17 protein-coding genes are annotated in these 21,657 nt (G+C 62.4%); 14 read left to right on the top strand and 3 right to left on the bottom strand.

All coding sequences use genetic code 11. From position 1 onward, the window contains the following. The first annotated feature begins 190 nt into the window (after positions 1 to 190). From DXV50_RS07200 to DXV50_RS07190, 3 genes are all read left to right on the top strand, one after another. A complete protein-coding gene (locus DXV50_RS07200) occupies positions 191 to 2,698 on the top strand; it encodes a phosphoketolase (RefSeq protein ID WP_117205555.1) in 2,508 nt (835 codons plus the stop codon). Positions 2,699 to 2,955: 257 nt separating this feature from the next. Continuing rightward, on the top strand, positions 2,956 to 3,672 hold the full coding sequence (locus DXV50_RS07195) for a TetR/AcrR family transcriptional regulator (RefSeq protein WP_117205554.1): 717 nt from the start codon (positions 2,956 to 2,958) through the stop codon (positions 3,670 to 3,672). Beyond that, a complete protein-coding gene (locus DXV50_RS07190) occupies positions 3,662 to 8,290 on the top strand; it encodes a 2-hydroxyacyl-CoA dehydratase (protein WP_117205553.1) in 4,629 nt (1,542 codons plus the stop codon). The genes DXV50_RS07195 and DXV50_RS07190 overlap by 11 nt, the downstream gene beginning before the upstream one ends. Positions 8,291 to 8,759: 469 nt before the next feature. Here the strand turns inward: DXV50_RS07190 and DXV50_RS07185 are convergent, their stop codons facing one another. Then, on the bottom strand, positions 8,760 to 9,362 hold the full coding sequence (locus DXV50_RS07185) for a helix-turn-helix transcriptional regulator (protein ID WP_157966989.1): 603 nt from the start codon (positions 9,360 to 9,362) through the stop codon (positions 8,760 to 8,762). A gap of 504 nt (positions 9,363 to 9,866) precedes the next feature. On the opposite strand from DXV50_RS07185, the gene DXV50_RS07180 reads away from it, so the two are divergent. The 10 genes from DXV50_RS07180 (at position 9,867) to DXV50_RS07135 (ending at position 19,214) form a co-directional block, all read left to right on the top strand. After that, positions 9,867 to 10,487 (top strand): bifunctional 4-hydroxy-2-oxoglutarate aldolase/2-dehydro-3-deoxy-phosphogluconate aldolase, encoded by a 621-nt coding sequence (locus DXV50_RS07180; protein WP_117205551.1) that lies wholly within the window; start codon positions 9,867 to 9,869, stop codon positions 10,485 to 10,487. 60 nt (positions 10,488 to 10,547) lie between these two features. Next, on the top strand, positions 10,548 to 11,012 hold the full coding sequence (locus tag DXV50_RS07175; RefSeq protein WP_117205550.1) for a PTS sugar transporter subunit IIA: 465 nt from the start codon (positions 10,548 to 10,550) through the stop codon (positions 11,010 to 11,012). 65 nt (positions 11,013 to 11,077) lie between these two features. Then, positions 11,078 to 11,365 (top strand): PTS sugar transporter subunit IIB, encoded by a 288-nt coding sequence (locus tag DXV50_RS07170; RefSeq protein WP_117205549.1) that lies wholly within the window; start codon positions 11,078 to 11,080, stop codon positions 11,363 to 11,365. An 86-nt stretch (positions 11,366 to 11,451) separates the two neighbouring features. After that, positions 11,452 to 12,819 carry a PTS galactitol transporter subunit IIC gene (locus tag DXV50_RS07165; protein WP_117205548.1) on the top strand — a complete coding sequence of 456 codons (1,368 nt, stop codon included), beginning with the start codon at positions 11,452 to 11,454 and terminating at the stop codon, positions 12,817 to 12,819. Between the two features lie 101 nt (positions 12,820 to 12,920). Next, positions 12,921 to 14,561: a dihydroxy-acid dehydratase gene (gene ilvD, locus DXV50_RS07160; RefSeq protein ID WP_117205547.1), complete on the top strand. Its 1,641-nt coding sequence runs from the start codon at positions 12,921 to 12,923 to the stop codon at positions 14,559 to 14,561. Between the two features lie 153 nt (positions 14,562 to 14,714). Next, positions 14,715 to 15,695 carry a phosphoglycerate dehydrogenase gene (locus DXV50_RS07155; RefSeq protein ID WP_117205546.1) on the top strand — a complete coding sequence of 327 codons (981 nt, stop codon included), beginning with the start codon at positions 14,715 to 14,717 and terminating at the stop codon, positions 15,693 to 15,695. Positions 15,696 to 16,118: 423 nt separating this feature from the next. Further along, a complete protein-coding gene (locus DXV50_RS07150; RefSeq protein WP_117205545.1) occupies positions 16,119 to 16,943 on the top strand; it encodes a Cof-type HAD-IIB family hydrolase in 825 nt (274 codons plus the stop codon). 101 nt (positions 16,944 to 17,044) lie between these two features. Continuing rightward, the gene (locus tag DXV50_RS07145; RefSeq protein WP_157966988.1) at positions 17,045 to 17,437 is read left to right on the top strand and encodes a helix-turn-helix domain-containing protein; all 393 of its coding nucleotides are present in this window, start codon (positions 17,045 to 17,047) and stop codon (positions 17,435 to 17,437) included. Further along, positions 17,430 to 18,719: a type II toxin-antitoxin system HipA family toxin gene (locus DXV50_RS07140; RefSeq protein ID WP_117205543.1), complete on the top strand. Its 1,290-nt coding sequence runs from the start codon at positions 17,430 to 17,432 to the stop codon at positions 18,717 to 18,719. The genes DXV50_RS07145 and DXV50_RS07140 overlap by 8 nt, the downstream gene beginning before the upstream one ends. Before the next feature lie 315 nt (positions 18,720 to 19,034). Next, positions 19,035 to 19,214, top strand: a complete 180-nt coding sequence (locus tag DXV50_RS07135) for a hypothetical protein (protein ID WP_117205542.1) — start codon at positions 19,035 to 19,037, stop codon at positions 19,212 to 19,214. A gap of 43 nt (positions 19,215 to 19,257) precedes the next feature. On the opposite strand, the gene DXV50_RS07130 is transcribed toward DXV50_RS07135, so the two are convergent. Then, a complete protein-coding gene (locus DXV50_RS07130) occupies positions 19,258 to 20,292 on the bottom strand; it encodes an HNH endonuclease (RefSeq protein WP_117205541.1) in 1,035 nt (344 codons plus the stop codon). On the opposite strand from DXV50_RS07130, the gene DXV50_RS07125 reads away from it, so the two are divergent. Then, positions 20,291 to 20,512, top strand: a complete 222-nt coding sequence (locus tag DXV50_RS07125) for a DNA cytosine methyltransferase (RefSeq protein ID WP_231996087.1) — start codon at positions 20,291 to 20,293, stop codon at positions 20,510 to 20,512. The two genes, DXV50_RS07130 and DXV50_RS07125, sit on opposite strands and share 2 nt — an antisense overlap. A gap of 265 nt (positions 20,513 to 20,777) precedes the next feature. On the opposite strand, the gene DXV50_RS07120 is transcribed toward DXV50_RS07125, so the two are convergent. Beyond that, positions 20,778 to 21,566, bottom strand: a complete 789-nt coding sequence (locus DXV50_RS07120; protein ID WP_117205540.1) for a 2,3-bisphosphoglycerate-dependent phosphoglycerate mutase — start codon at positions 21,564 to 21,566, stop codon at positions 20,778 to 20,780. Between the last annotated feature and the right edge of the window lie 91 nt (positions 21,567 to 21,657).

Genomic DNA, 21,657 nt, shown 5'->3' with positions numbered 1-21,657 from the left:
AATTCTGCGCGGCGCACTGCCCCGAGGTCCACCGCGCCACCCGCCCTTCTCGCCAGCGCTTATGAACGACCGCTCGTAAAACAGTCCGAGGTAAAACGAATTACTCTCTAATTCTCGAAAAGTAAAGCGTTTTACCCCTCTATACTCCACTTCGGAAACCAAGCAGTCAGCAAACAAGGAGGACCCAAGCATGGCTCAGCCCGTTATTGGCACCCCGTGGCAGAAGCTCGACCACGCCGTTCCCGCCGAGGAGCTGGAGGGCGTCGAGAAGTACTGGCGCGCCGCCAACTACCTCTCCGTCGGCCAGATCTACCTGCGCTCCAACCCGCTCATGAAGAAGGACTTCGTCGACGAGAAGACCGGGGAGGCCCGCGACTTCGGCCGCGCCGACGTCAAGCACCGCCTCGTCGGCCACTGGGGCACTACCCCGGGCGTGAACTTCCTCTTTGGCCACGTCAACCGCCTCATCGCCGATCACCAGCAGAACGCCGTCTTCCTGATGGGCCCTGGTCACGGTGGCCCCGCCGGCACCGCCCAGTCCCTTCTCGACGGCACCTACCGTGAGGTCCGTCCCGACATCACCGACGACGAGGCCGGCCTGCAGAAGTTCTTCCGCCAGTTCTCCTACCCCGGCGGCATCCCCAGCCACTTTGCCCCCGAGACCCCCGGCTCCATCCACGAGGGCGGCGAGCTCGGCTACACCCTGTCCCACGCCTACGGCGCCGTCATGGACAACCCGAGCCTGCTGGCCGTGGCCGTCGTCGGCGACGGCGAGTCCGAGACCGGCCCGCTTGCCACCTCTTGGCAGTCCAACAAGCTCGTGAACCCCAAGACCGACGGCATCGTGCTGCCGATCCTGCACCTCAACGGCTACAAGATCGCCAACCCCACCATCCTGGCCCGCGTCTCCGACGAGGAGCTCGAGGAGTTCTTCGAGGGCATGGGCTACGACCCGCACTTCTTTGTGGCCGGCTTTGACAACGAGTCCCACGCCTCCATCCACCGCCGCTTTGCCAACCTCCTCGAGGAGGTCTTCGACGAGATCTGCGACATCAAGGAGCGCGCGGAGGCCGGCGACGAGACCCGCCCGGTCTACCCGATGATCATCTTCCGCACCCCCAAGGGCTGGACGTGCCCCAAGCACATCGACGGCAAGAAGACCGAGGGTTCCTGGCGTGCCCACCAGGTGCCCCTGGCCTCCGCCAAGGACACCCACGAGCACTTCCGCGTGCTGCGCACCTGGCTGCGCTCCTACAAGCCCGAGGAGCTCTTCACCCCTGAGGGCCAGATCCGTCCCGAGGTGACCGCCTTCATGCCCAAGGGCGACCTGCGCATCGGCGCCAACCCCAACGCCAACGGTGGCAAGGTCCGTCGCGACCTCGTCCTGCCCGACATCCACGAGCACGAGGTCCCCGTCGCCAAGAAGGGCCACGGCTGGGGCGCCACCGAGGCCGCCCGCGTTTTTGGTGCCTACACCGCTGACGTGCTGCACCTCAACGAGGACGACTTCCGCATCTTCGGCCCCGACGAGACCGCTTCCAACCGTCTCCAGGACGCCTACAAGTACACCTCCAAGCAGTGGGAGGGCGGCTACTACGCCGACGGCGACAACGACGAGCTCCTCTGCCCGTCCGGCAAGGTCGTCGAGCAGCTCTCCGAGCACCAGTGCGAGGGCTTCCTCGAGGGCTACGTCCTCACCGGCCGCTCCGGCGTGTGGAGCTCCTACGAGTCCTTCATCCACGTCGTCGACTCCATGGTGAACCAGCACTGCAAGTGGCTTGAGGCCACCGTGCGCGAGATTCCCTGGCGTGCCCCCATCGCCGGCCTGAACATCCTGCTCTCCAGCCACGTCTGGCGCCAGGACCACAACGGCTTCTCCCACCAGGACCCGGGCTTCATCGACCTTCTCCTCAACAAGGCCAACGACACCCACGTGGTCAACGCCTACTACCCCTGCGACGCCAACATGGCCCTGGCCGTGGCTGAGCGCTGCTACACCTCCACCAACTGCGTGAACGCCATCTTCTGCGGCAAGCAGCCGGCCCCGACCTTCCTGACCGTCGACGAGGCCAAGGCCGAGCTCGAGGAGGGTCTGGCCGAGTGGAAGTGGGCCTCCACCGCCGAGTCCGTGGCCGACGCCGACCTGGTCATCGCCACCTGCGGCGACGTGCCGACCCTCGAGGCCCTGGCCGCCCTTGACATGCTCAAGGAGCAGGGCGTCAAGGCCACCTTCGTCAACGTCGTGGACCTGCTGAAGATCCAGAACGCCTCCGAGAACGACCAGGCCATCTCCGACGAGCGCTTCGCCGAGTTCTTTGGCACCAATAAGCCCGTCCTCTTTGCCTTCCACGCCTACGCGGGCACCATCCGTCGCCTGATTTGGGACCGCCCCAACCACGACAACTTCCGCGTCCACGGCTACGAGGAGAAGGGTTCCACCACCACGCCCTTCGACATGCTGCGCCTCAACAACATGGACCGCTGGGCCCTGGCCGCCGACGCCCTGCGCCTCGTGGACGCCAGCAAGTTCGCCGAGAAGATCGACGAGTGGGAGAACTTCCGCCAGGAGGCCTTCCAGTTTGCCTGCGACGAGGGCTACGACCACCCCGCCTTCACCGGCTGGGTGTGGCCCGACGCCGCTGCCGCCTCTGACGGTGAGCTCTCTGCCACCCAGATGACCGCGGGTGACAACGAGTAGCAGGTAGATTCAACCTGTAGGGTGCGCCCCGGGTTTCTCTTCGGCTCAGTCCTCGCCGCAAAAAGCGTGGCTGCGGAAGTCGCCGACGAGAAACCCGGGGCGCTTTCCCGTTTGAACCAATGCTTGCGGGAGGGGCTTTAAGAAAGCGTGCTGTGAGGTTTTGTGAGGACGGGGCGTCATGGCAACGTTGTTGCACAAGGTGTGCAATACTACGCAGGCTGTGAAATAACGCAGCCAGACCACGTCGAAAGGCATGCATGCACCAGGCCCTCAGAGACGCCGTGGCCGCTCCTCCCGTCCCGCAGAGCACGGACCGCCGCAGCGTCCGAACGCGACGCGCGCTGCGCCAGGCCCTCGCGGAGGAGATAGACGCCACGGGCGACCTCACCCGCGTCACGGTGACCGCCGTGACCGAGCGCGCCGGCGTCACGCGCCGCACGTTCTACTCCCACTTCAGAGACATTCCCGACCTCGTCAACCAGATCGAGGCGGAGACCCTGGCCGAGCTTCGCGCCCACGTGGTGCGCATCTCCGAGTGCCACCTGGGCCAGCTCCAGGAGTCCCTCAGCCGCCAGGAGCCCGCGCCCGGCTCCATAGAGCTCCTGACCTGCGTGCGCGAGAGGGGAGACTACCTGCGCCCGCTTCTGGGCGACGGGGGAGACCCCGCCTTCGCGGAGCGCCTCAAGCGCATGGTGCGCGAGGTCGTGAGCGACCGCGCCCTGGACGGCATAGACCTGCGCGCCCTGGGCTCCTTCTTTGACTACTACCTCACCTTTGCCATATCCGCCGAGGTGGGCGTACTTATCCGCTGGCTTGAGGGCGGCATGAGGGAGTCCGTGGGCACCATGGCCCGCCTCATGACGGCCCTCATGTTCGTGCGTCCCGGCGACCTCTACGGCAGCCACATCGAGTTTGACATCCCGAGCTTTGCCCTCGCGACCCTGTCCCCCAAGGAGGAGAGAAATGACCGATAAGTCCGCGGCATCCATCAAGGCGGAGCGCGCAGCCCGCCCGGCCATCGAACTGGCGCAGGATGGCGCCGAGCTCTCGCCCAAGAACCCCTGCGACCTCTCCCACGCACACCTGCGCCTGGGCATCGACGTGGGCTCCACCACGGTCAAGCTGGCCGTTATCGACGACAACGACCACCTGGTCTACGCCAACTACGAGCGCCACCACACCGACGTGCGCGCCACGGCCAAGGAGCTCTTCGCCCGCGCCCAGCGCGTCATCGGCGACACCCCCATGCGCGTCTCCATCACCGGCTCCGGCGGCATGCTGCTGGCCAAGTGGCTTGACCTGGAGTTTGTCCAGGAGGTCATTGCCTCCAAGCGCGCCGTGGAGACCCTCATCCCGCAGACCGACTGCGCCATCGAGCTCGGCGGCGAGGACGCCAAGATCATCTACTTCGACAACGGCATCGAGCAGCGCATGAACGGCACCTGCGCCGGCGGCACGGGCGCGTTCATCGACCAGATGGCGTCGCTGCTGCACACTGACGCCTCCGGCCTGAACGAGCTCGCCAAGGGCGCCACGCAGATCCACCCCATCGCCTCCCGCTGCGGCGTCTTTGCCAAGTCCGACGTCCAGCCGCTGCTCAACGAGGGTGCCGCCCCTGCCGACGTGGCCGCCTCCATCTTCCAGGCCGTGGCCAACCAGACTGTCTCCGGCCTTGCCTGTGGCCACCCCATCCGCGGCTACGTGGCCTTCCTCGGCGGCCCGCTGCAGTACCTCTCCGAGCTGCGTCACCGCTTCTACGTCACGCTCAACCTGGACGAGGAGCACATCATCGTCCCGGAGAACGCCCACCTCTTCGTGGCCACCGGCGCCGCCCTTGCCGGCGAGTCCGACAAGTACATCACCTTCGCCGAGGCCATCCGCCTGCTCGAGGACCTCAAGGACACCCAGGGCTCCGAGGTCGCTCGACTTGACCCGCTCTTCTCCTGCGAGGAGGACTACCGGGAGTTCAAGGCCCGTCATGACCAGCAGGTGGTTCCCAAGGGAGACCTGACCAGCTACCACGGCCGCGTGTTCATCGGCATTGACGCCGGCTCCACCACCATGAAGGCGGCCGTCGTCGGCGAGGACGGCGAGCTTCTCTACACCTGGTACGGCAACAACAACGGCGACATCCTGGGCACCGCCCGCACCATCACGGACGACATCTACGACAAGATGCCCGCGGACTGCACCATCGGCCACGTGACCACCACCGGCTACGGCGAGCAAATCCTCATCGAGGCCCTGCGCGCAGACTCCGGAGAGATTGAGACCGTCGCGCACCTGCGCGGCGCCAAGGCCTTCATCCCCGACGTGGAGTTCATCCTGGACATTGGCGGCCAGGACATGAAGTGCCTGCAGGTCAAGGACGGCGTCATCGAGCACATCATGCTCAACGAGGCCTGTTCCTCTGGCTGCGGCTCCTTCATCGAGTCCTTTGCCGTGTCCATGAACATGAGCGTCCAGGAGTTCGCCGAGGCCGCCGTGCACGCCAAGAGCCCCGTCGACCTGGGAAGCCGCTGCACCGTCTTCATGAACTCCCGCGTCAAGCAGGCTCAGAAGGAGGGCGCGACCATCGGCGACGTGGCCGCCGGCCTCTCCTACTCCGTCATCAAGAACGCCCTGTTCAAGGTCATCAAGCTGCGCGACTTTGACGAGATCGGCAAGTACTGCGTGGTCCAGGGCGGCACCTTCATGTCCGACGCCACCCTGCGCGCCTTCGAGCTTCTCACCGGCCGTGACGTCATCCGTCCGGATGTGGCCGGCTGCATGGGCGCCTACGGTGCGGCCCTTCTGGCCCGCGATCGCGCCGGCAAGACCGGCACCTCCGGCCTGCTCTCCCGCGAGAAGATCGACAACCTGCAGGTCAAGCACACCAACGTCCACTGCGGCCGCTGCTCAAACAACTGCCTGCTGACCATCAACGACTTCGGCGAGGGTCACCGCTTTATCACGGGCAACCGCTGCGAGAAGGGCGCGGGCGCCGGCAAGCGCTCCAAGAACGACGCCCCCAACCTGTTTGAGTACAAGAACAAGCTGCTCTTTGACCGTCCGGTGCTCTCCGAGGAGGAGGCCACCCGCGGCACCGTGGGCATTCCGCGCGCCCTCAACATGTACGAGAACTATCCGTTCTGGCACGCGTTCTTCACCAAGCTGGGCTTCCGCGTCGTTCTCTCCGACCAGACCAACGGCAAGACCTACGAGGCCGGCATCGAGTCCATGCCCTCCGAGTCCGTCTGCTACCCGGCCAAGCTCAGCCACGGCCACATCATGAACCTCATCGCCAAGGACCCGGACTTCATCTGGATGCCCTGCATCCGCTGGGAGCGCAAGGAGGACGAGGGGGCTACCAACCACTACAACTGCCCCATCGTCATGAGCTACCCGCAGGCCCTGGAGCTCAACGTTGACGAGCTGGGCGAGGGTTCCAAGGTCGAGTTTCTTGACCCGTTCATTCCGTACGACAAGAAGAGCGAGCTCAAGCGCCGCCTCTACGAGCTGATCAGCGAGCAGCGCGAGAAGGACGCCGCCGAGGGCCGCGGTCGCGTGCGTGGCGCCCACATCACCCGCGCCGAGATCGACGAGGCCGTCAACGCCGCCTGGCAGGCTGACGTGGACTTCCACAACGCCATGCACCGCAAGGGCGACGAGGCCCTGAGGTGGATTGAGGAGCACGACGCCCATGGCATCGTGTTGGCCGGCCGCCCCTACCACAACGACCCCGAGATCAACCACGCCATCCCCGAGCTGGTGCACTCCTTCGGCTTTGCCGTCCTCACCGAGGACTCCGTGGCCCACAAGATGCTCCCCGAGCGCCCCATCCGCGTCGTCGACCAGTGGATGTTCCACTCGCGTCTCTACCGCGCGGCGCGCTTCGTGGCCACCCGCAATGACCTGGACCTCATCCAGCTCTTCTCGTTTGGTTGTGGTCTTGATGCCCTGACCACCGACGAGGTGCAAGAGATCCTGGAGGCCTCCGGCAAGATCTACACCATGCTCAAGGTCGACCAAGTGAGCAACCTCGGCGCCGCCCGCATTCGCATTCGCTCCCTCATGGCCGCCCTCAAGGAGCAGCGCGAGGAGCTGGAGCGCAAGAGCACTGCCGGCCAGATCTGCGAGGTCGCGCCCGAGGGCGTGCTCTGCGCCGACGGTACCCCCGAGCGCGCCCGCAAGGACGAGCCCGGCCGCGTGCCCGTCTACCGCGAGTCCGCCTCCGCCGCCTTCAAGAAGGTGCGCTACACCAAGGAGATGCAGGACGCCGGCTACACCATCCTGGCGCCGCAGATGAGCCCCATCCACTTCGAGCTGGTTGAGGAGCTGCTCAAGAACGAGGGCTTCAACGCCGTGCTGCTGCCCTCCGTTGACCAGGGCGCCGTCGACATGGGCCTGAAGTACGTCAACAACGACATCTGCTACCCGTCCATCCTGGTCACAGGCCAGATCATGGAGGCCGTGCTCTCCGGCAAGTACGACCTCAGCCGCACCGCCGTGCTCATCACCCAGACCGGTGGCGGCTGCCGCGCCACCAACTACATCGCCCTCATCCGCAAGGCGCTCAAGGACTCCGGCCACCCCGAGGTGCCCGTGATCAGCCTCACCGCCGCAAGCGGCCTGGACGAGGACAACCCCGGCTTCAACATCTTCAAGCCCGAGCTGCTGGTCAAGGCCCTGTATGCCCTTCTCTACGGCGACCTCATCATGCAGCTGCTCTACCGCGTGCGTCCCTACGAGGCCGAGGTCGGCTCAGCCGACGCCCTCTACGACCGCATGATGGCCGAGGCCAAGGGCGTTCTGCTGAGCGCTTCTCGCCGCTCGTTCTACGCGCTGTGCCAGCGCACGGTCGACGCCTTTGAGGCGCTGCCGCTGGTCAACGACCGCTCCAAGCCGCGCGTGGGCGTGGTCGGCGAGATCCTGGTCAAGTTCCACCCCACGGCCAACAACCAGGTGGTCCGCGTCATCGAGCAGGAGGGCTGCGAGGCCAACGTGCCCGGCCTGGTGGACTTCTTCCTGTTTGGCATGACCAACGCCATCAACATGAAGGACGAGCTGGGCACCAAGGCAACTAGCCGCTTTACGCACAAGGCGGGCATCAAGCTCATCGAGGGCTTCCGCGAGCCCATCAACAAGATGCTGGAGGCCTCCACGCGCTTTGAGCCGTACCCCAGCGTCTGGGAGCTTGCCGAGAAGGCCGGCCAGGTGCTCTCCCTGTGCAACACCATGGGCGAGGGCTGGCTGCTGACGGCCGAGATGTGCGACCTCATTGAGACCGGCACGCCCAACATCGTGTGCTGCTCGCCGTTTGCGTGCCTGCCCAACCACGTGGTGGGCAAGGCCGTCATCAAGCGCCTGCGCGAGATGCACCCCGAGAGCAACATCGTTGCCGTTGACTACGACCCGGGCGCGTCCGAGGTCAACCAGCTCAACCGCATCAAGCTCATGATCTCCGTCGCCAAGGAGAACTACCGCAACAACCGCGGTGAGGGCTTCAAGCTGGAGGGAGACCCCGAGAGCGGCGACGACTTCGGCCTGCCGCTGACGCCCGAGCAGCGCGAGCACCTGGCGGACATCAAGGCCCGCGCTGCCGTGGACTAGAGCCGTCCTCTAGCTGACTCGCCAACGTAAAAGCCGCCCAATGTGTGTCTATCCTTGACCACATTGGGCGGCTTTTCTGCGTTCTGTGGCTCTTGAGCTGCGACGGCAACGCGAAAGGCGACCTCGGCACCGCCGTTTTGCGCGGAACTGCCCTTCGTGTGAGCGGTTTTGGCTGCGTTGTGCAGAAGTGGCCTTGGTGTGAGCCCGTCTTCGGCAGTTGAACGGGATATCAATTATTAAATGTATATGCCATACGGGAAGATGCAGGTAAACGTGTTGGCTGCATCGGGCGGCTGCATAAAGTCATCGGGCTTCGAACAGCCCGCCCAGAAACCGACTCGCACGAAGGCCACTTCTGCACAACCGTTGGCAAATGGCTCACACGAAGGTAAGTTCTGCGTAGGGATTGGCGCCTTGGGGGCTCCTGGGCTGCCCGAACCGCTTGCAAGTTAACCGATCCGAGGCTGGCCTACAGCATGACCCACGGGAGCTGGGACTCGGGCATAAGCACGCCCAGAAGCACGATGAGCGTAAGGGCGATGATGGCTCCCAAAATGAACTGGGCAATTACCAGCCGCGTGTTTCTGCCGGCCGTGACCTTGAGCAGGCCCTGCTCGGAACCCTCGGCAGCCTCGATGGCGTCTCGAAACGCCGCCGCGCGCCGTGCGTTGGGCGTCCGGCGCATGAAGGCCAGCGCGGCAAATCCAACAAGCAGAAGCACCTCGGTCACGCGGGACGCGGTGCCCACAAGGTTGGCGTCCACGTGCTGAATCCCCACGAGGGCACCGGCGCAGATGACCAGAAGTACGGACAGCCCGGCCATGATGACGGTCTCCTGCGTCTCAGTTCCGTCGATGACCTTGAGCATGAGCTCGCGATCTTCGTTTACCAAATCGGAGATGCGTACCTTGAACGCTCGCGCCAAGAGCAGCAGATGCTCCTGGTCGGGGTACTGGGTGCCCTCCTCCCAGGCGGCAATCACGTCGGGGGAAACCCCAATCTTCTTGGCGAGCTTCTCGCGAGAGAGGCTCTTTTTGGCACGGAGCTCGCAAACAATCTCAGAGAAACGCATGACAACCTCCTGGTACCAACTCTGGCCTGCGGAAACGCATGACAAAAGACGTCTTTGACGAGAAAATACTAGTTCAACGGCGCCTGATGTTGGAGCAAATGTGTTGAAGAAGTGAAGAAATGGTCTTTGAAATCGCTTTAATATCCAAATTAGGCTCAGAAATATGCAAAAGCAATTGCGCAACGGTTGGAATGCCAACGGTTCAGCCATGCCGATTCTGCCCCTCGCAAGGATAAAAGCAGTCAGAAAGACAAACAACCAGCTCAAGGTTTACGGCGCATATCACTCAGTTATGGTCGTTTAACCAGCAAATGACAGTAAAACAATCGCAGACACCATCGTATGTCCTCCCTTGAAAGAATATGTAGAAATAGTGTGCAAACCATCAATTTGAAATGAAGGAATATGCAAGCTACTATCGCGATGTCTAAAGAGGGGACAAGGTCCCGACGCGCCCGGGGCACCACCCGTGGCCGTTCCAAGACGTGCAATTTGGAGGCATGCATGAGCGAGCTCATTCTTCCCAAGGTGACGGTCATTCTGCGTGGCTATGAGACCAAGCAGGTCCTGTCCGTGGTGGAGCAGCTGGTTGGCACCAAGGTCAACTCCATCGAGGTTGCCAGCAACTCCCCGCACGTGGCCGAGAGCATCGCCGCCGCAAAGAAGGAGTTTGGCTCCGAGGTGCACGTGGGCGCGGGCACCGTCACTACCGTCGAGCGCGCCAAGGCCGCAATCGCCGCCGGCGCCGAGTTCATGCTCTCTCCCATCATGTTCAGCGACGAGATCTTCGCCGAGGCCAAGGCCGCGGGTGTCATCACCGTTCCGTCCGCCTTCAGCCCCTCCGAGATCCAGCTCATGATGGACAAGGGCGCCGACATCGTTAAGGTCTTCCCGGCCGGCCAGCTTGGCCCCGACTACATCAAGGCCGTCCAGGCCCCGCTGGGCAAGCTGCCCCTCATGGTCGTTGGTGGCGTGAACGCCGACAACGTCCAGTCCTACTTCGACAAGGGCGCCACGTACGCGGGCATCGGCTCCGGCATCTTTGATCCCAAGGACATCCAGGAGTGCAACTCCGCAAACCTCGCTGCCTCCATCAAGAACCTCGAGGCCAAGGTCAACTGGTAGCGTCTCGGCCCAAAAGCAGTCACGCGCCGCGCGGGCGGCGCTAAACCAAAGGAGAAAAACGTGGCAGATCTGGCTTTCAACAGCAACCTGGTCACCCTCATCGACGAGGAGGGCCTCACCTGCGAGCAGGTCGAGCGCCGCATTGCCGGCATCCTGACCGAGCAGGGCTACGCCAAGGACACCTACGCCCAGGCCATCGTCGACCGTGAGGCAAACTTCCCCACGGCCCTGGACATGAGCGGCCTCAACGTGGCCATCCCGCACTGCGACGTCGCCAACGTCAACAAGGCGGCGTTCTGCATGGCCGTCCTCAAGCACCCCGTCGACTGGCACAAGATGGACGAGCCCGACGAGACCTGCAAGGTCTCCGTCGTGGTTATGCTCGCCCTCACTGAGGCCCATGCCCACCTGGAGATGCTCCAGAAGGTCATTGCCTTCGTCCAGGACCAGGAGCTCGTCGCCAAGGTCATCGAGGCCAACACCGCTGACGAGGCCTTCGCTCTTGTTGAGCCCCACCTCTGCTAGCAAATGAGACGAGGGGACAGGCCCCTCGTCTCATCTAGATAAGCCAGACAAGGAAAGGAACCAAAATGGCTAAGAAGCGCGTCATCATCGCATGCGGCAACGGCGTTGCCACCTCCACCGTCGTGGCCTCCAAGGTCAAGGACTACTGCGCCGCCAACGGCGTCTCCATCGAAGTCACCCAGTGCCGCATGATCGAGCTCCACGACAAGGCCGACGACTACGACCTCGTCGTCACCACGGGCAAGTTCTCCGACCCCGACATCAAGACCCCCTGCATCATGGCCATCTCCCTGCTCACCGGCATCAACGAGGAGCCCACGCTCCAGAAGATCGTCGCTGCCCTCCAGGACTAGCACGGCAATTTGGCGAGAAGCGCGTGCTTCTCGACGCACTTCTCGCCTGGCAATTTGAACGGTTCCACACGTAAGAAGGGAAGTACATGGACGTCCTCCTCAGCGCGTTCAAGGCGCTTATCGACGCTGGCTCCTACGTCATGCTGCCGATCATCATTACCATCATCGGCCTGATTTTCCGTCTGCCCCTCTCCAAGGCATTCAAGAGCGGCATCACCATCACCTGCGGCTTCGTGGGCATCAACCTGCTGGTCAACCTCCTGAAGTCCGCCGTCTCTCCGGCTGCCTCCGCCATGGTCACCAACTTTGGCCTGAACCTCGACGTCACTGACGTGGGCTGGGGCGCCATCTCGTCCATCACCTGGGCTTCTCCGATCGTCGCCTTCCTGGTCTTTGAGATTCTTGGCATCAACATCCTCATGCTCGTCCTCAAGGCCACCAAGACCATGGACGTCGACATCTGGAACTACCACCACATGATGATCGCCGGCATCCTGGTCTACTACGTCACCGAGAACATTGTCTGGGCCCTCATCGCCACCGCCATGACCGCCATCATGACCCTGAAGTTCGCTGACTGGACCGCCCCGCTCATCGAGCACTTCTTCGGCATTCCTGACGTGACGCTGCCCACCATCTCCTACACGTCCTCCATCATCGTCGCTGCCCCGCTCAACTGGGTCATCGACCGCATCCCGGGCCTCAACAAGCTGAACTTCTCCATCAAGTCCGTCCAGAAGTACCTCGGCGTCTTTGGCGACCCCATGATGCTGGGCCTCATCCTCGGCATCGCCATGGGCGGCCTTGCCCTGTTCCCCGTGGACAAGGCGTTCCTCACCGGCGTCAACGTCGCTGCCGTCATGGTGCTCATGCCCAAGATGACCGCCATGTTCGTCGAGGGCCTCATGCCCATCTCCGCCGCCGCCCAGAAGCTCACCTCCGAGAAGTTCGGTGGCAACGGCCTGTCCATCGGCCTTGACGCCGCCGTCGTCGTCGGCAACCCCGAGGTCATCACCACCGCCCTCATCATGATTCCCGTGACCATCCTCATGGCCTTCATCCTGCCGGGCAACCGCATGATGCCGCTTGCCGACCTCGCCGTCGTCACCTTCCGCGTGGCCCTCGTCGTCGCCCTCTGCCGTGGCAACGTCTTCCGCTCTATCCTGATCTCCATCCCGGTCATGGCCGCCATCCTGTACGCCGGCACCTTTGCCGCCCCGTACCTCACCAGTCTCGCCCAGAGCACCGGCCTGTCCTTCGACGGCCAGATTGCCTGCATGGCTGGCCCGTCCCTGACCCAGACCGCCATCGTCTTCTGGAGCTGCATCTCCCAGAACGCCGTCATCGTGGTCCCCGTGGTCATCGTGATCTTCGCCGCCGTCTGGTTCCTCGTCGAGAAGAAGATCGGCATGGAGAAGATCGAGGCCTACGCCGCCGAGTACGACGAGATGTAGTTCTCGCCGCGAGCGTCTTCTGATTCAACCGGGGCGGGTGCCGGCAGGCCCGGCGCCCGCCCGACTGCTACCAAGCACTTAAGTGAGAGGAACTACGCGCAATGCAGCGTGCTATTGACAAGCTCGAGCCCTTCCAGCGAGCAATCTCCAAGGCGCACCTGGCCTCCGCCGGCGTGTCCATTGACTCCCTGGAGAACCCCGATAAGCCCCTCATTGCCATCGCCAACAGCTGGAATGAGGTCTGCCCGGGCCATGAGCCGCTCCGCCAGCTTGCTGCCGAGGTCAAGAAGGGCATCCTCGAGGCCGGCGGCGAGCCCATCGAGTTCAACACTATCGGCATGTGCGACGGCGTGGCCCAGGGCCACGCGGGCATGCGCTACTGCCTGCCGCACCGCGAGATCATCGCCGACTCCTGCGAGGCCATGATCGTCGGCGAGGGCTGCTTTGACGGCGTCGTCTACATGGGCAGCTGCGACAAGATCGTTCCGGCCATGCTCATGGCCGCGGCCCGCATCAACCTGCCCGCCGCCCTGGTGACCGCCGGCCCGTGCTACGACGAGATCAAGCCGTCCGAGTCCAAGGCCCTGCGCGCCCGCTTCCTGCGTGGCGAGGCCACGGAGCGCGAGGTCATCGAGGGCACCCTCAAGTACTACACCGGCCCGGGCATCTGCCCGTTCCTGGGCACCGCCAACACCATGGGCTGCCTCACCGAGGGTCTCGGCATGATGCTTCCCAACGGCGCGCTTTGGCCCAGCTCCACGAGCCAGCGTCGCTTCTCCGCGCGTCAGACGGGTGCCGCCGTGGTCGAGCTCGTGCGTCGCGGCATCAAGCCGAGCGACATCATGACGCAGGGTGCCATCGACAACACCGTGAAGCTCCTTGCTTCCATCGGCGGCTCGCTCAACGCCCTTATCCACCTGCCGGCCCTGGCCCACGAGCTTGGCCTCGAGTGCACCTGGACCCAGGTTGCGGAGACCACCTCGCACACGCCCGTGGTCTGCAACGTGGTGCCCAACGGAGACATCTCCTGCGTCAACCTCTACAAGGCCGGCGGCGTGCCCGCCGTCCTCAAGACCATCGAGGGCGACCTTGACGGCTCCGTCATGACGGTCACGGGCAAGACCCTGGCCCAGAACCTCGCCGGCGACATCCACATCGACCGCTCGGTCATCCGCACCCAGGACGACCCGGCCTCCGTTGCCAACGGCATCCAGGTGCTCTATGGCAACCTGGCTCCCGAGGGCGCCCTGGTCAAGACCAGCGCCGTGCCGGCCGACCAGCACGTCTGGAGCGGTCCGGCCATGGTCTTCAACTCCGAGGAGGAGGCCTTTGCCGCCTACAACGCCAACGCCATCAAGCCTGGCACTGGCGTCGTGGTGCGCTACGAGGGCCCCAAGGGTGGTCCCGGCATGAAGGAGCTCCACCGCGTGACGGAGATCATGAAGGGCATTCCCAACTCCGCCGTCATCACTGACGGCCGCTTCTCGGGCGCTTCCGGCGGCCTCTCCGTGGGCTACCTCTGCCCCGAGGCGCTTGACGGTGCCCCCATCGCCCTTATCCAGGATGGCGACGTCATCCACGTTGACCTCAACAAGAACCTCATCGAGATCGAGGTCTCCGATGACGAGCTTGCACGCCGCAAGCAGGACTGGAAGCCTGTCATCCACGAGAACGGCGGTCACCTGCTGGCCCGCTACGCCAAGCAGGTTGGCTCTGCCAAGACCGGTGCGGTCATCCAGTAGGAAAGACGAGGTAAGCGGCCGGCGTTGACCTGCCGCGGAGGGCCGGGTGCCGTCGGGGGAGGCGGTGCCCGGCCTTCTCGCCTTTTGAGGGCGCGCGGTGTCCCGAGGGCGTAAAATAACACGATAAGATATCTAATTGAGAGGAGTCACGGCGTGTCAAGCAAGTTCGTCGTTGCCTCGTGCGCCGCGACCTTTGGCATCTTTGAGCAAGAACCCGTCGAGCGCCTGAGGGCAGCGGGTTGCGAGGTCCGCATCAACCCGTACGGCAGACCGCTCACGCCCGCGGAGATAATCCGTCATGGCGAGGGTGCCCAGGTGCTCGTTCTGGGCAACGACCATCTTGACGCCACCACCATCAGCGCCCTGCCCGAGCTGCGCATGGTGGCCCGCCACGGCGCAGGCTTTGACAACATCGACTTTGCCGAGCTCACGACGCGCGGCATTGTGATTACCAACACGCCGGGCGCCAACAGGGAAGAGACGGCCGACCTCACGTTTGCCCTCATCCTGGACCTGGCTCGCATGGTCACGCAGTCCGTAAATCAGCTCAAAGGCGGCGTCTGGAACAAGATTCCTGGTCGCAGCCTCTATGGCAAGATCATTGGCATCATTGGCGTCGGGTCCATTGGCATGGCCGTGGCCAGGCGCGCGATGGGCTTTGGCATGGACATCCTGGGCAACGACATTGTTCAGCGCGACGAGGCCGCGCGCTATGGCCTGCTCTATACCAGCTTGAACGACCTGCTGGCAAAGTCGGACATTGTGACCATCCATGCGCCGCTTACCTCCGCCACGCAGAACCTCCTGGGTGCTCGTGAGCTCAGGCACATGAAGGATGGCGCACTGCTGGTCAATACCGCGCGCGCCGGCATTGTGCGCGAGGCGGCGCTGGAGAAGGCGCTGCTGTCGGGCAAGCTCGGGGGCTATGCGGTTGACGTCTACGAGCGCGAGCCGCCGACGCTCTCCAAGTTCTTTGACCTGCCCAACGTCCTGACCACGCCTCACATTGGATCGGCAACTTTTGAAGCCAACCGCCGCATGGGAGACATGGTGGTGGACAACATCATCGCCTTCAAGGATGGCAACGTCCCGCTCAACCGCGTGACCGCCGTCGATCGCGTGAAGTTCTCGTAGGGTTGTGTGCGGAACTGCCCTTCGTGTGAGTCCTTTGGGTCGCGGTGTGCAGAAGTGGCCTTCGTGTGAGCCCGTTCTCGCCGCCTGGGCGAGATATCAATAATCCAATGTATATGCCTTACGGGAAACCGCAGGTGGATAGGCTGTGCGCTTCGGGCGTCTGCATAAAAGCGTCGGGCCTCCGTCGGCTCTCCCACAAACGGACTCACACGAAGGCCACTTCTGCACAACCGTTGGCAAATTGCTCGCACGAAGGTGACTTCTGCGCAGGGTTTGGCGACTCTCGACCTCCCGGGTCGTTCGAGGCGCCTGCAAGTTAGCCGTTTCGCAGCTTGCTCTTCCTTGCAGCCTGGTTGTGGCCGCAAGTTTGGCGTTGCTGCCGCGCTATGATGTTCCCGCAACCAATCGCAAGGGGAGAATTGCATGCTCAAGCTGGTATTCGTTGACATGGACGGCACGTTTCTGAACTCTGCCAAGAAAATCACGCCCGAGAATCTGGCGGCTATGGACCTTGCGGCGCAGAAGGGCGTCCAGTTTGTGCCCTGCACCGGCCGCAACGTCAACGGCATTCCCGAGCAGATGGTCTCTCACCCAAGCGTCAACTATGCGGTCTGCTGCAACGGCGCCCTCGTCTGCGATGTCCACGCCGGCAGCGTTCTGCATGAGGTCGGCATAGACAAAGAAACCGTTCGCGCCCTCTACCGCCAGGTCGAGGACCTTCCCGTAACCTTCGACATCTTTGCGGACAGTAAGGTCTACACCCTGGCCGACCGCTGGCACTACCTGGACGAGATGCCCGTTGACGAGGCTTCCCGCGCCCAGCTCAAGTCCATCCGTGTGCCCTTTGACGGCACGCTCGATCAGCTGCTCGCCGCCTGCGGAACCGTCTGCCGCGTAAACGTCTTCTTTATGACGGAAGAAGCAAAGTCCCAGGTCTGGGCCGCCGTTGACGCCGACGCCTCCCTGCGCCGCGCCTCCTCGCTGCCCTGCAATGTCGAGGTCACCGACGTGAGCGCTCACAAGGGTGCGGGTCTGCGCTGGCTGTGCGGTCACCTTGGCGTTGACGTGGCTGACACCGTTGCCTTTGGAGACGCAAGCAACGACGTCACCATGCTCGAGGCCGCCGGCGACGGCGTCGCCATGGCAAACGCCCTCCCCGAGGCCGTTGCCGCAGCCAATCACGCCACCTCAAGCTGCGATGACTCCGGCGTCGCGCGCTACCTCATGCCCCTCCTTCGCGCGCTTTAGGCGAGAAAGACTACCGCATGCAATATTCTGCACTATCCCTTGACGTGCAGAATATTGCACTTTATAGTAGCATGCAAAATTCTGCACTATAAGGAGCCATGGTGGACAAACGCCCGATAACCATTCCCAGACAGGCCGGCTTTTACGTGCGCCAAGCGCGGGAGGAGCGGGGCCTCACGAGAGACCAACTTGCGCAGCATGCGGGCGTTTCCAAGCGAATGCTCGCATCACTTGAGCTGGGGGACTCGGCCGGAGTCCAGCTAGACAAGTTGCTCTCTGTGCTTTCCGCGCTTGGCCTGGGCCTGTACGTTGGAGAGGCCTCTGGTAAAAAGGCCGCATCAAAGCAGAAAAGATCTAGCGCTGCCGATCCTGCTAAAACGGACCCTAAAAATCAAAGCTATAACGATTTGATAAGGGCTCTGTTGTCTGCCGATGGCTATGAGGATGGCATCCTCCCCCCAATTGTCGGTGGCGAGGTGAACTTGGATGAGTAAAGCTGAGCTTGCGGTCCTCATCTGCGGTAAACCGGCTGGGATCCTCAGCCAGAATCGCAATGGGCTAATGAGGTTTGAATACAGTCCAGATTACTCGGGCGTGCCCTTGTCCGCTGCCATGCCGCTATCCAACCGCGCATACGGTCAGAGTGTCGTCCGTCCGTTCCTCTTTGGCCTGTTACCGGACTCCGAGAGACAGCGGCGCGCAATTGCTAAAGAGAGTGGTGTTAGCGCGAATAACCCCGTTGCGCTTCTATCGGTCATTGGACGGGACTGCCCGGGCGCAGTCCAGTTTTGCGCTCTTGATGCTGTAGATGCAGTTGTTGGTAGGCCTGGGGACTACCGTGAGGTCAGCGATGTTGAAGTCGCATCAAAGCTGAAATCAATAAGGACTGACTATGACGCCACGTGGATGGGCCGTGATGAGAGCTGGTCTCTGGGAGGAAACCAGGGAAAGTTTGCCTTGGCCTTTAGGAATGGCCGCTGGTGCGAGTGCCTGGGGTCCGCACCTACGACGCATATCTTCAAGAACGGCGTGGAAGGCTTCAAGCTAGAGGCGCTGAACGAATACATTTGCATGAGGACCGCCTCAAAGGTGGGGATTCCAACTGCAAAAGTCGAATATCGGTTCTTTGGTGGAGAGCCTGCTCTGATAGTGGCTCGCTATGACCGGCTGACTCAGGGGCAAAGCGTGAAAAGGCTTCACCAAGAGGATCTTTGCCAGGCCTTGGGGGTAATGCCAGACCAGAAGTACACCTCGGACGGCGGTCCGACGGCAAGGGACATTCTTGAGCTGCTGTTGGACGTCGACTCGTCCTCCGTCAGTCTCCTCTTGTTTACTCGTATGCTGTTTTTCAACTGCCTGATTGGCGCTCCAGACGCTCACGCAAAGAACTACTCGCTTCTCCTGACGGCAAACGGCTCGGTGCTGGCGCCGTTGTACGACGTGGCATCTGGCCTTGCCTATGACCGGACCAAGGATTTCGGAAGGCTTGCGATGTCCATAGGTGGCGAGAATCGCGTTGGACGCGTGGGCGAAGGCGCCATACGCCGTTACGCTGGTGCCAATGATTCCGAGCTTGGAGAGCGCCTTGCGGAGGTGGGTATGACTGAAGATGCGTGTCTTCAAGAGATGGGGCGACTTGCGGAATCAATTCCTCAGGCTATGGAGGAGGTCTTTGAGGAGGCGTGCGCCACAAGGATCCCCGGTGCCCTTGAACTAAGCGACCGACTTCTTCCTCGCGTCGAGAAGAACTGCGCAAGAACGCTGGCTCTGCTGTAGGCGAGAAGGGCGGGGCGTTGGGACCGTCGGAGTCTCCCCGCCAAGAGCTGCCAAGAAAACCGACCTGGGCGTTCCCACGTGAATGCCCAGGTCGGTTTTCTCGTCCATTTGACTGCTGTTTCCGAGCTGGGTGTTCGCCTCCGCATGCCCAGCTCGGTTTTCCTGGACGCACGCTTTTGGACTGCCCATGATGCGGGGTTCTGTAGTTCATGGAGCATCAAGGATGATCATGCGTTTTGATCGGATCGCCGAGTAGCGTGTGTTGCGAGGCGTTGATCATGCCATGCTCGGTTTCCCAAGAAAGGAGAGCCGAGCATGGCATTTATGTCGCCGATTCACATTAAGGCCCGAAGAGAGATCTGGAGGATGATCAAGGACTGCAAGGGTTGCGAAGAGCAAGAATGCCCCGAGTGGTGCCGCGAGTTTGTTCGCTGCGAGATGGATGACCTTATCGACTGGCTCATCAAGTTCGGTATGACAAAGGCCACGCGCTGAGGCCATGAAGCGTCACGATGCCGAACGGGATGCATTGGTGACGCTAGGCGAATCCGATCTCCCTGTTCTCAAAAGAGAAGCGCTGAAAATGGAGGGCCAGCCTATGATCGTCTGGCCTTAGCGCATTGTCCTTCGGAATGCGAATTTTGCGGTTTCTTAAAGCTGAATAACTGGAGTTGACGATTTTTTTCGACAAGCGAATTCGGTGAGTGTCCGGCTCGACCGACAGGAGGTGAGAGTCGTATAGCAGATGAATATCAGCTCGGAAAAGGATACCGTTGCTTTCAATTTGAGAGCATGACCCGCGATAGGGCACAATGTGGGCCGCCTGAAGAACTTCTTGTACATTGGTCCCCGTTGCGGCACATTCCCCTTCGTAGGCGTCGATTAAAGAACTGCGGAATTTCTGCTGGCCTTCTCGACGAATGTGTTCGATTGTTTCTCGGATTCTTTGGTCGGGTTCCTCGGCCGGATCGGCTGCATTGCGAAGTGATGCGAGATCACTTTGATCTATTCCAGAGACGTCGGGATAATCAAAGCGGTGTGCCGCTTCAGTGCTGGCATTGACGGAACCATGCAAGATAAAATGGTTAGTAAGTATGTCGTGGCTTTCGACAAAAGCGAGGCCGCGAACGCAATAGCCTTCCCCTGCTTCTGCGGTTATGACGCCGACGGGAACCCCATCTCTTAGGCAGTTGTCTAGAAGCTTGTTGTAGTTTTGAGACAAGTCTGCCCCTGAGTGGCCTTCGTAATCAAGGATCCAAGTATTGTCATCCAACTTGAAAATAGGCTGATCGGCATAACGGCTCTGCTTGGAAGTATGGACAGAAAGGGCATAGTGGTGCCTTGGGTCCTTGTATGTAGCCATATTCTCGCTGGGGCTGTGAATACCCGATTGCCTTACAAGCGTAATGGGGAGAGGTTCTGACAGGGTGTCCGCAAAGGGCAGCCTTTCGAGATGCTCACCCTCATGATCTTTGAACCACTTGTACCCGATGAGGAATTCCGGGGGAACGAGCTTTTCGGCTCTGCGCAACGAGGGGCAGTAAATTGAGCTCTCGATTGTCTCGAAATACATGGCTACAACCTCGCATCAGCTTGCTTCAAAATGGCTAACCTTGCGTTTGACTATACGTCGTCTTGTTCCCGACGAGCTTGACCAGCTGCAGTGCTTTCCGCGGGGGTGGACAAACACGGGCATGAGTGATGGCCACCGCGCGTTCTGCATGGGAAACGCGCTGGTCACGGGCATTCCGCACGAGATCGGCAAGGCGCTCGTGAAGTCGCTGGGGGAGTGACGCCCCCGGTTCCGGCCCACTATCCAATCTCGATGGTCTTGTCGGGCCACTCGAATGAGATGACGAGCTTGGCGCCCAGGCTCTTTGCGTAGCGGCGGATGGTGTCCAGGCGCGCGCTGGTGGGCAAGACCGTCATGGACGACCCCGAGGCCAACCCGGAGTACTATCGCGACGCCTGCGCGGCTTTGGCGAGGCGAGGCTCTCCGTCGTGGAGGCTTTCTGGCTTGCAACGGCCTGCGGCGGCGAGGCGCTGGGCCTTCACGTCCTATTGGGCGCTGCCCAGCCGGTTGACGGCATCGATGCCGGCGCGGGCAGCGTCGGGGTCAAGGTAGCTACCGGCTCCTATGACGCGGGGACGCTCGCCCTGCCTCCCGGAGCACTCGAACTCATAGGTCAGGGGCACTCCGGTGGGTATGTTGACCTGGGAAATCTCATTGGCGCTGAGTCCCTCGAGCTCCTTCTTGATGGCGCGCACCACGGACCCGTGGGTGACGATGAGCACAGTCCTTCCCGCGGCAACCAGCGGTTCCACGCGCGCCTGCCACCAGGGGCGCAGCCTTACCACCACGTCCGCCAGCGACTCCGCGCGAATCTGTGACGGGTCGGCGCCATCCAGCCCGTCCGGGCAATACCGCTCGTCGTGCCCCTGGAAGTACGGCGACGCCGCGTCGATCTCGGGCGGCCTCACGTCAAAGCTGCGCCTATACGCAGAGAAGAGCTTCTCGCCGTAGCGCTCTCGCATGGCCGGGCGGGTCTGTCCCTGGAAGGCGCCGTAGTGGCGCTCGTTGAGCCTCCAGGTGCGCTCCGTCGGAACCCAGAGCCGGTCTACGGCATCCAGCGCGATCTGCGCGCTCACGATGGAGCGTCGCAGAAGAGAAGTGAAGCAGACGTCCGGGCGGAGTCCCGCGCTCTTGAGCAGCGCCCCGGCGTGCGCAGCCTGCGCGCGTCCTCGCTCGGTCAGCGGCACGTCCACCCATCCGGCAAACCTGTTGACCGAGGCGTCCGTCCACGTGCTCTCCCCATGCCTCATAACAACCACAGTGGACAGTGCCATGCAAGCCCCCAAGCCATCGCATTAGGTCTTAATTGGGCATCAGCATAGCCCGTTCAACAAGTGAGGGCTCCCCAGCTTTGCTAAGCAAGCT

Source organism: Paratractidigestivibacter faecalis (assembly GCF_003416765.1).
GTDB lineage: Bacteria > Actinomycetota > Coriobacteriia > Coriobacteriales > Atopobiaceae > Paratractidigestivibacter > Paratractidigestivibacter faecalis.
This window is presented reverse-complemented; position numbering and strand designations above follow the sequence as displayed.

Excerpts from the sequence above, each read along its gene's own strand:
- DXV50_RS07200 (WP_117205555.1), top strand. The coding sequence starts at position 191 with ATGGCTCAGCCCGTTATTGGCACCCCGTGGCAGAAGCTCGACCACGCC.
- DXV50_RS07195 (WP_117205554.1), top strand. The coding sequence starts at position 2,956 with ATGCACCAGGCCCTCAGAGACGCCGTGGCCGCTCCTCCCGTCCCGCAG.
- DXV50_RS07190 (WP_117205553.1), top strand. The coding sequence starts at position 3,662 with ATGACCGATAAGTCCGCGGCATCCATCAAGGCGGAGCGCGCAGCCCGC.
- DXV50_RS07185 (WP_157966989.1), bottom strand. The coding sequence starts at position 9,362 with ATGCGTTTCTCTGAGATTGTTTGCGAGCTCCGTGCCAAAAAGAGCCTC.
- DXV50_RS07180 (WP_117205551.1), top strand. The coding sequence starts at position 9,867 with ATGAGCGAGCTCATTCTTCCCAAGGTGACGGTCATTCTGCGTGGCTAT.
- DXV50_RS07170 (WP_117205549.1), top strand. The coding sequence starts at position 11,078 with ATGGCTAAGAAGCGCGTCATCATCGCATGCGGCAACGGCGTTGCCACC.
- DXV50_RS07165 (WP_117205548.1), top strand. The coding sequence starts at position 11,452 with ATGGACGTCCTCCTCAGCGCGTTCAAGGCGCTTATCGACGCTGGCTCC.
- ilvD (WP_117205547.1), top strand. The coding sequence starts at position 12,921 with ATGCAGCGTGCTATTGACAAGCTCGAGCCCTTCCAGCGAGCAATCTCC.
- DXV50_RS07150 (WP_117205545.1), top strand. The coding sequence starts at position 16,119 with ATGCTCAAGCTGGTATTCGTTGACATGGACGGCACGTTTCTGAACTCT.
- DXV50_RS07140 (WP_117205543.1), top strand. The coding sequence starts at position 17,430 with ATGAGTAAAGCTGAGCTTGCGGTCCTCATCTGCGGTAAACCGGCTGGG.
- DXV50_RS07135 (WP_117205542.1), top strand. The coding sequence starts at position 19,035 with ATGGCATTTATGTCGCCGATTCACATTAAGGCCCGAAGAGAGATCTGG.
- DXV50_RS07125 (WP_231996087.1), top strand. The coding sequence starts at position 20,291 with ATGGCTACAACCTCGCATCAGCTTGCTTCAAAATGGCTAACCTTGCGT.
- DXV50_RS07130 (WP_117205541.1), bottom strand. The coding sequence starts at position 20,292 with ATGTATTTCGAGACAATCGAGAGCTCAATTTACTGCCCCTCGTTGCGC.
- DXV50_RS07120 (WP_117205540.1), bottom strand. The coding sequence starts at position 21,566 with ATGGCACTGTCCACTGTGGTTGTTATGAGGCATGGGGAGAGCACGTGG.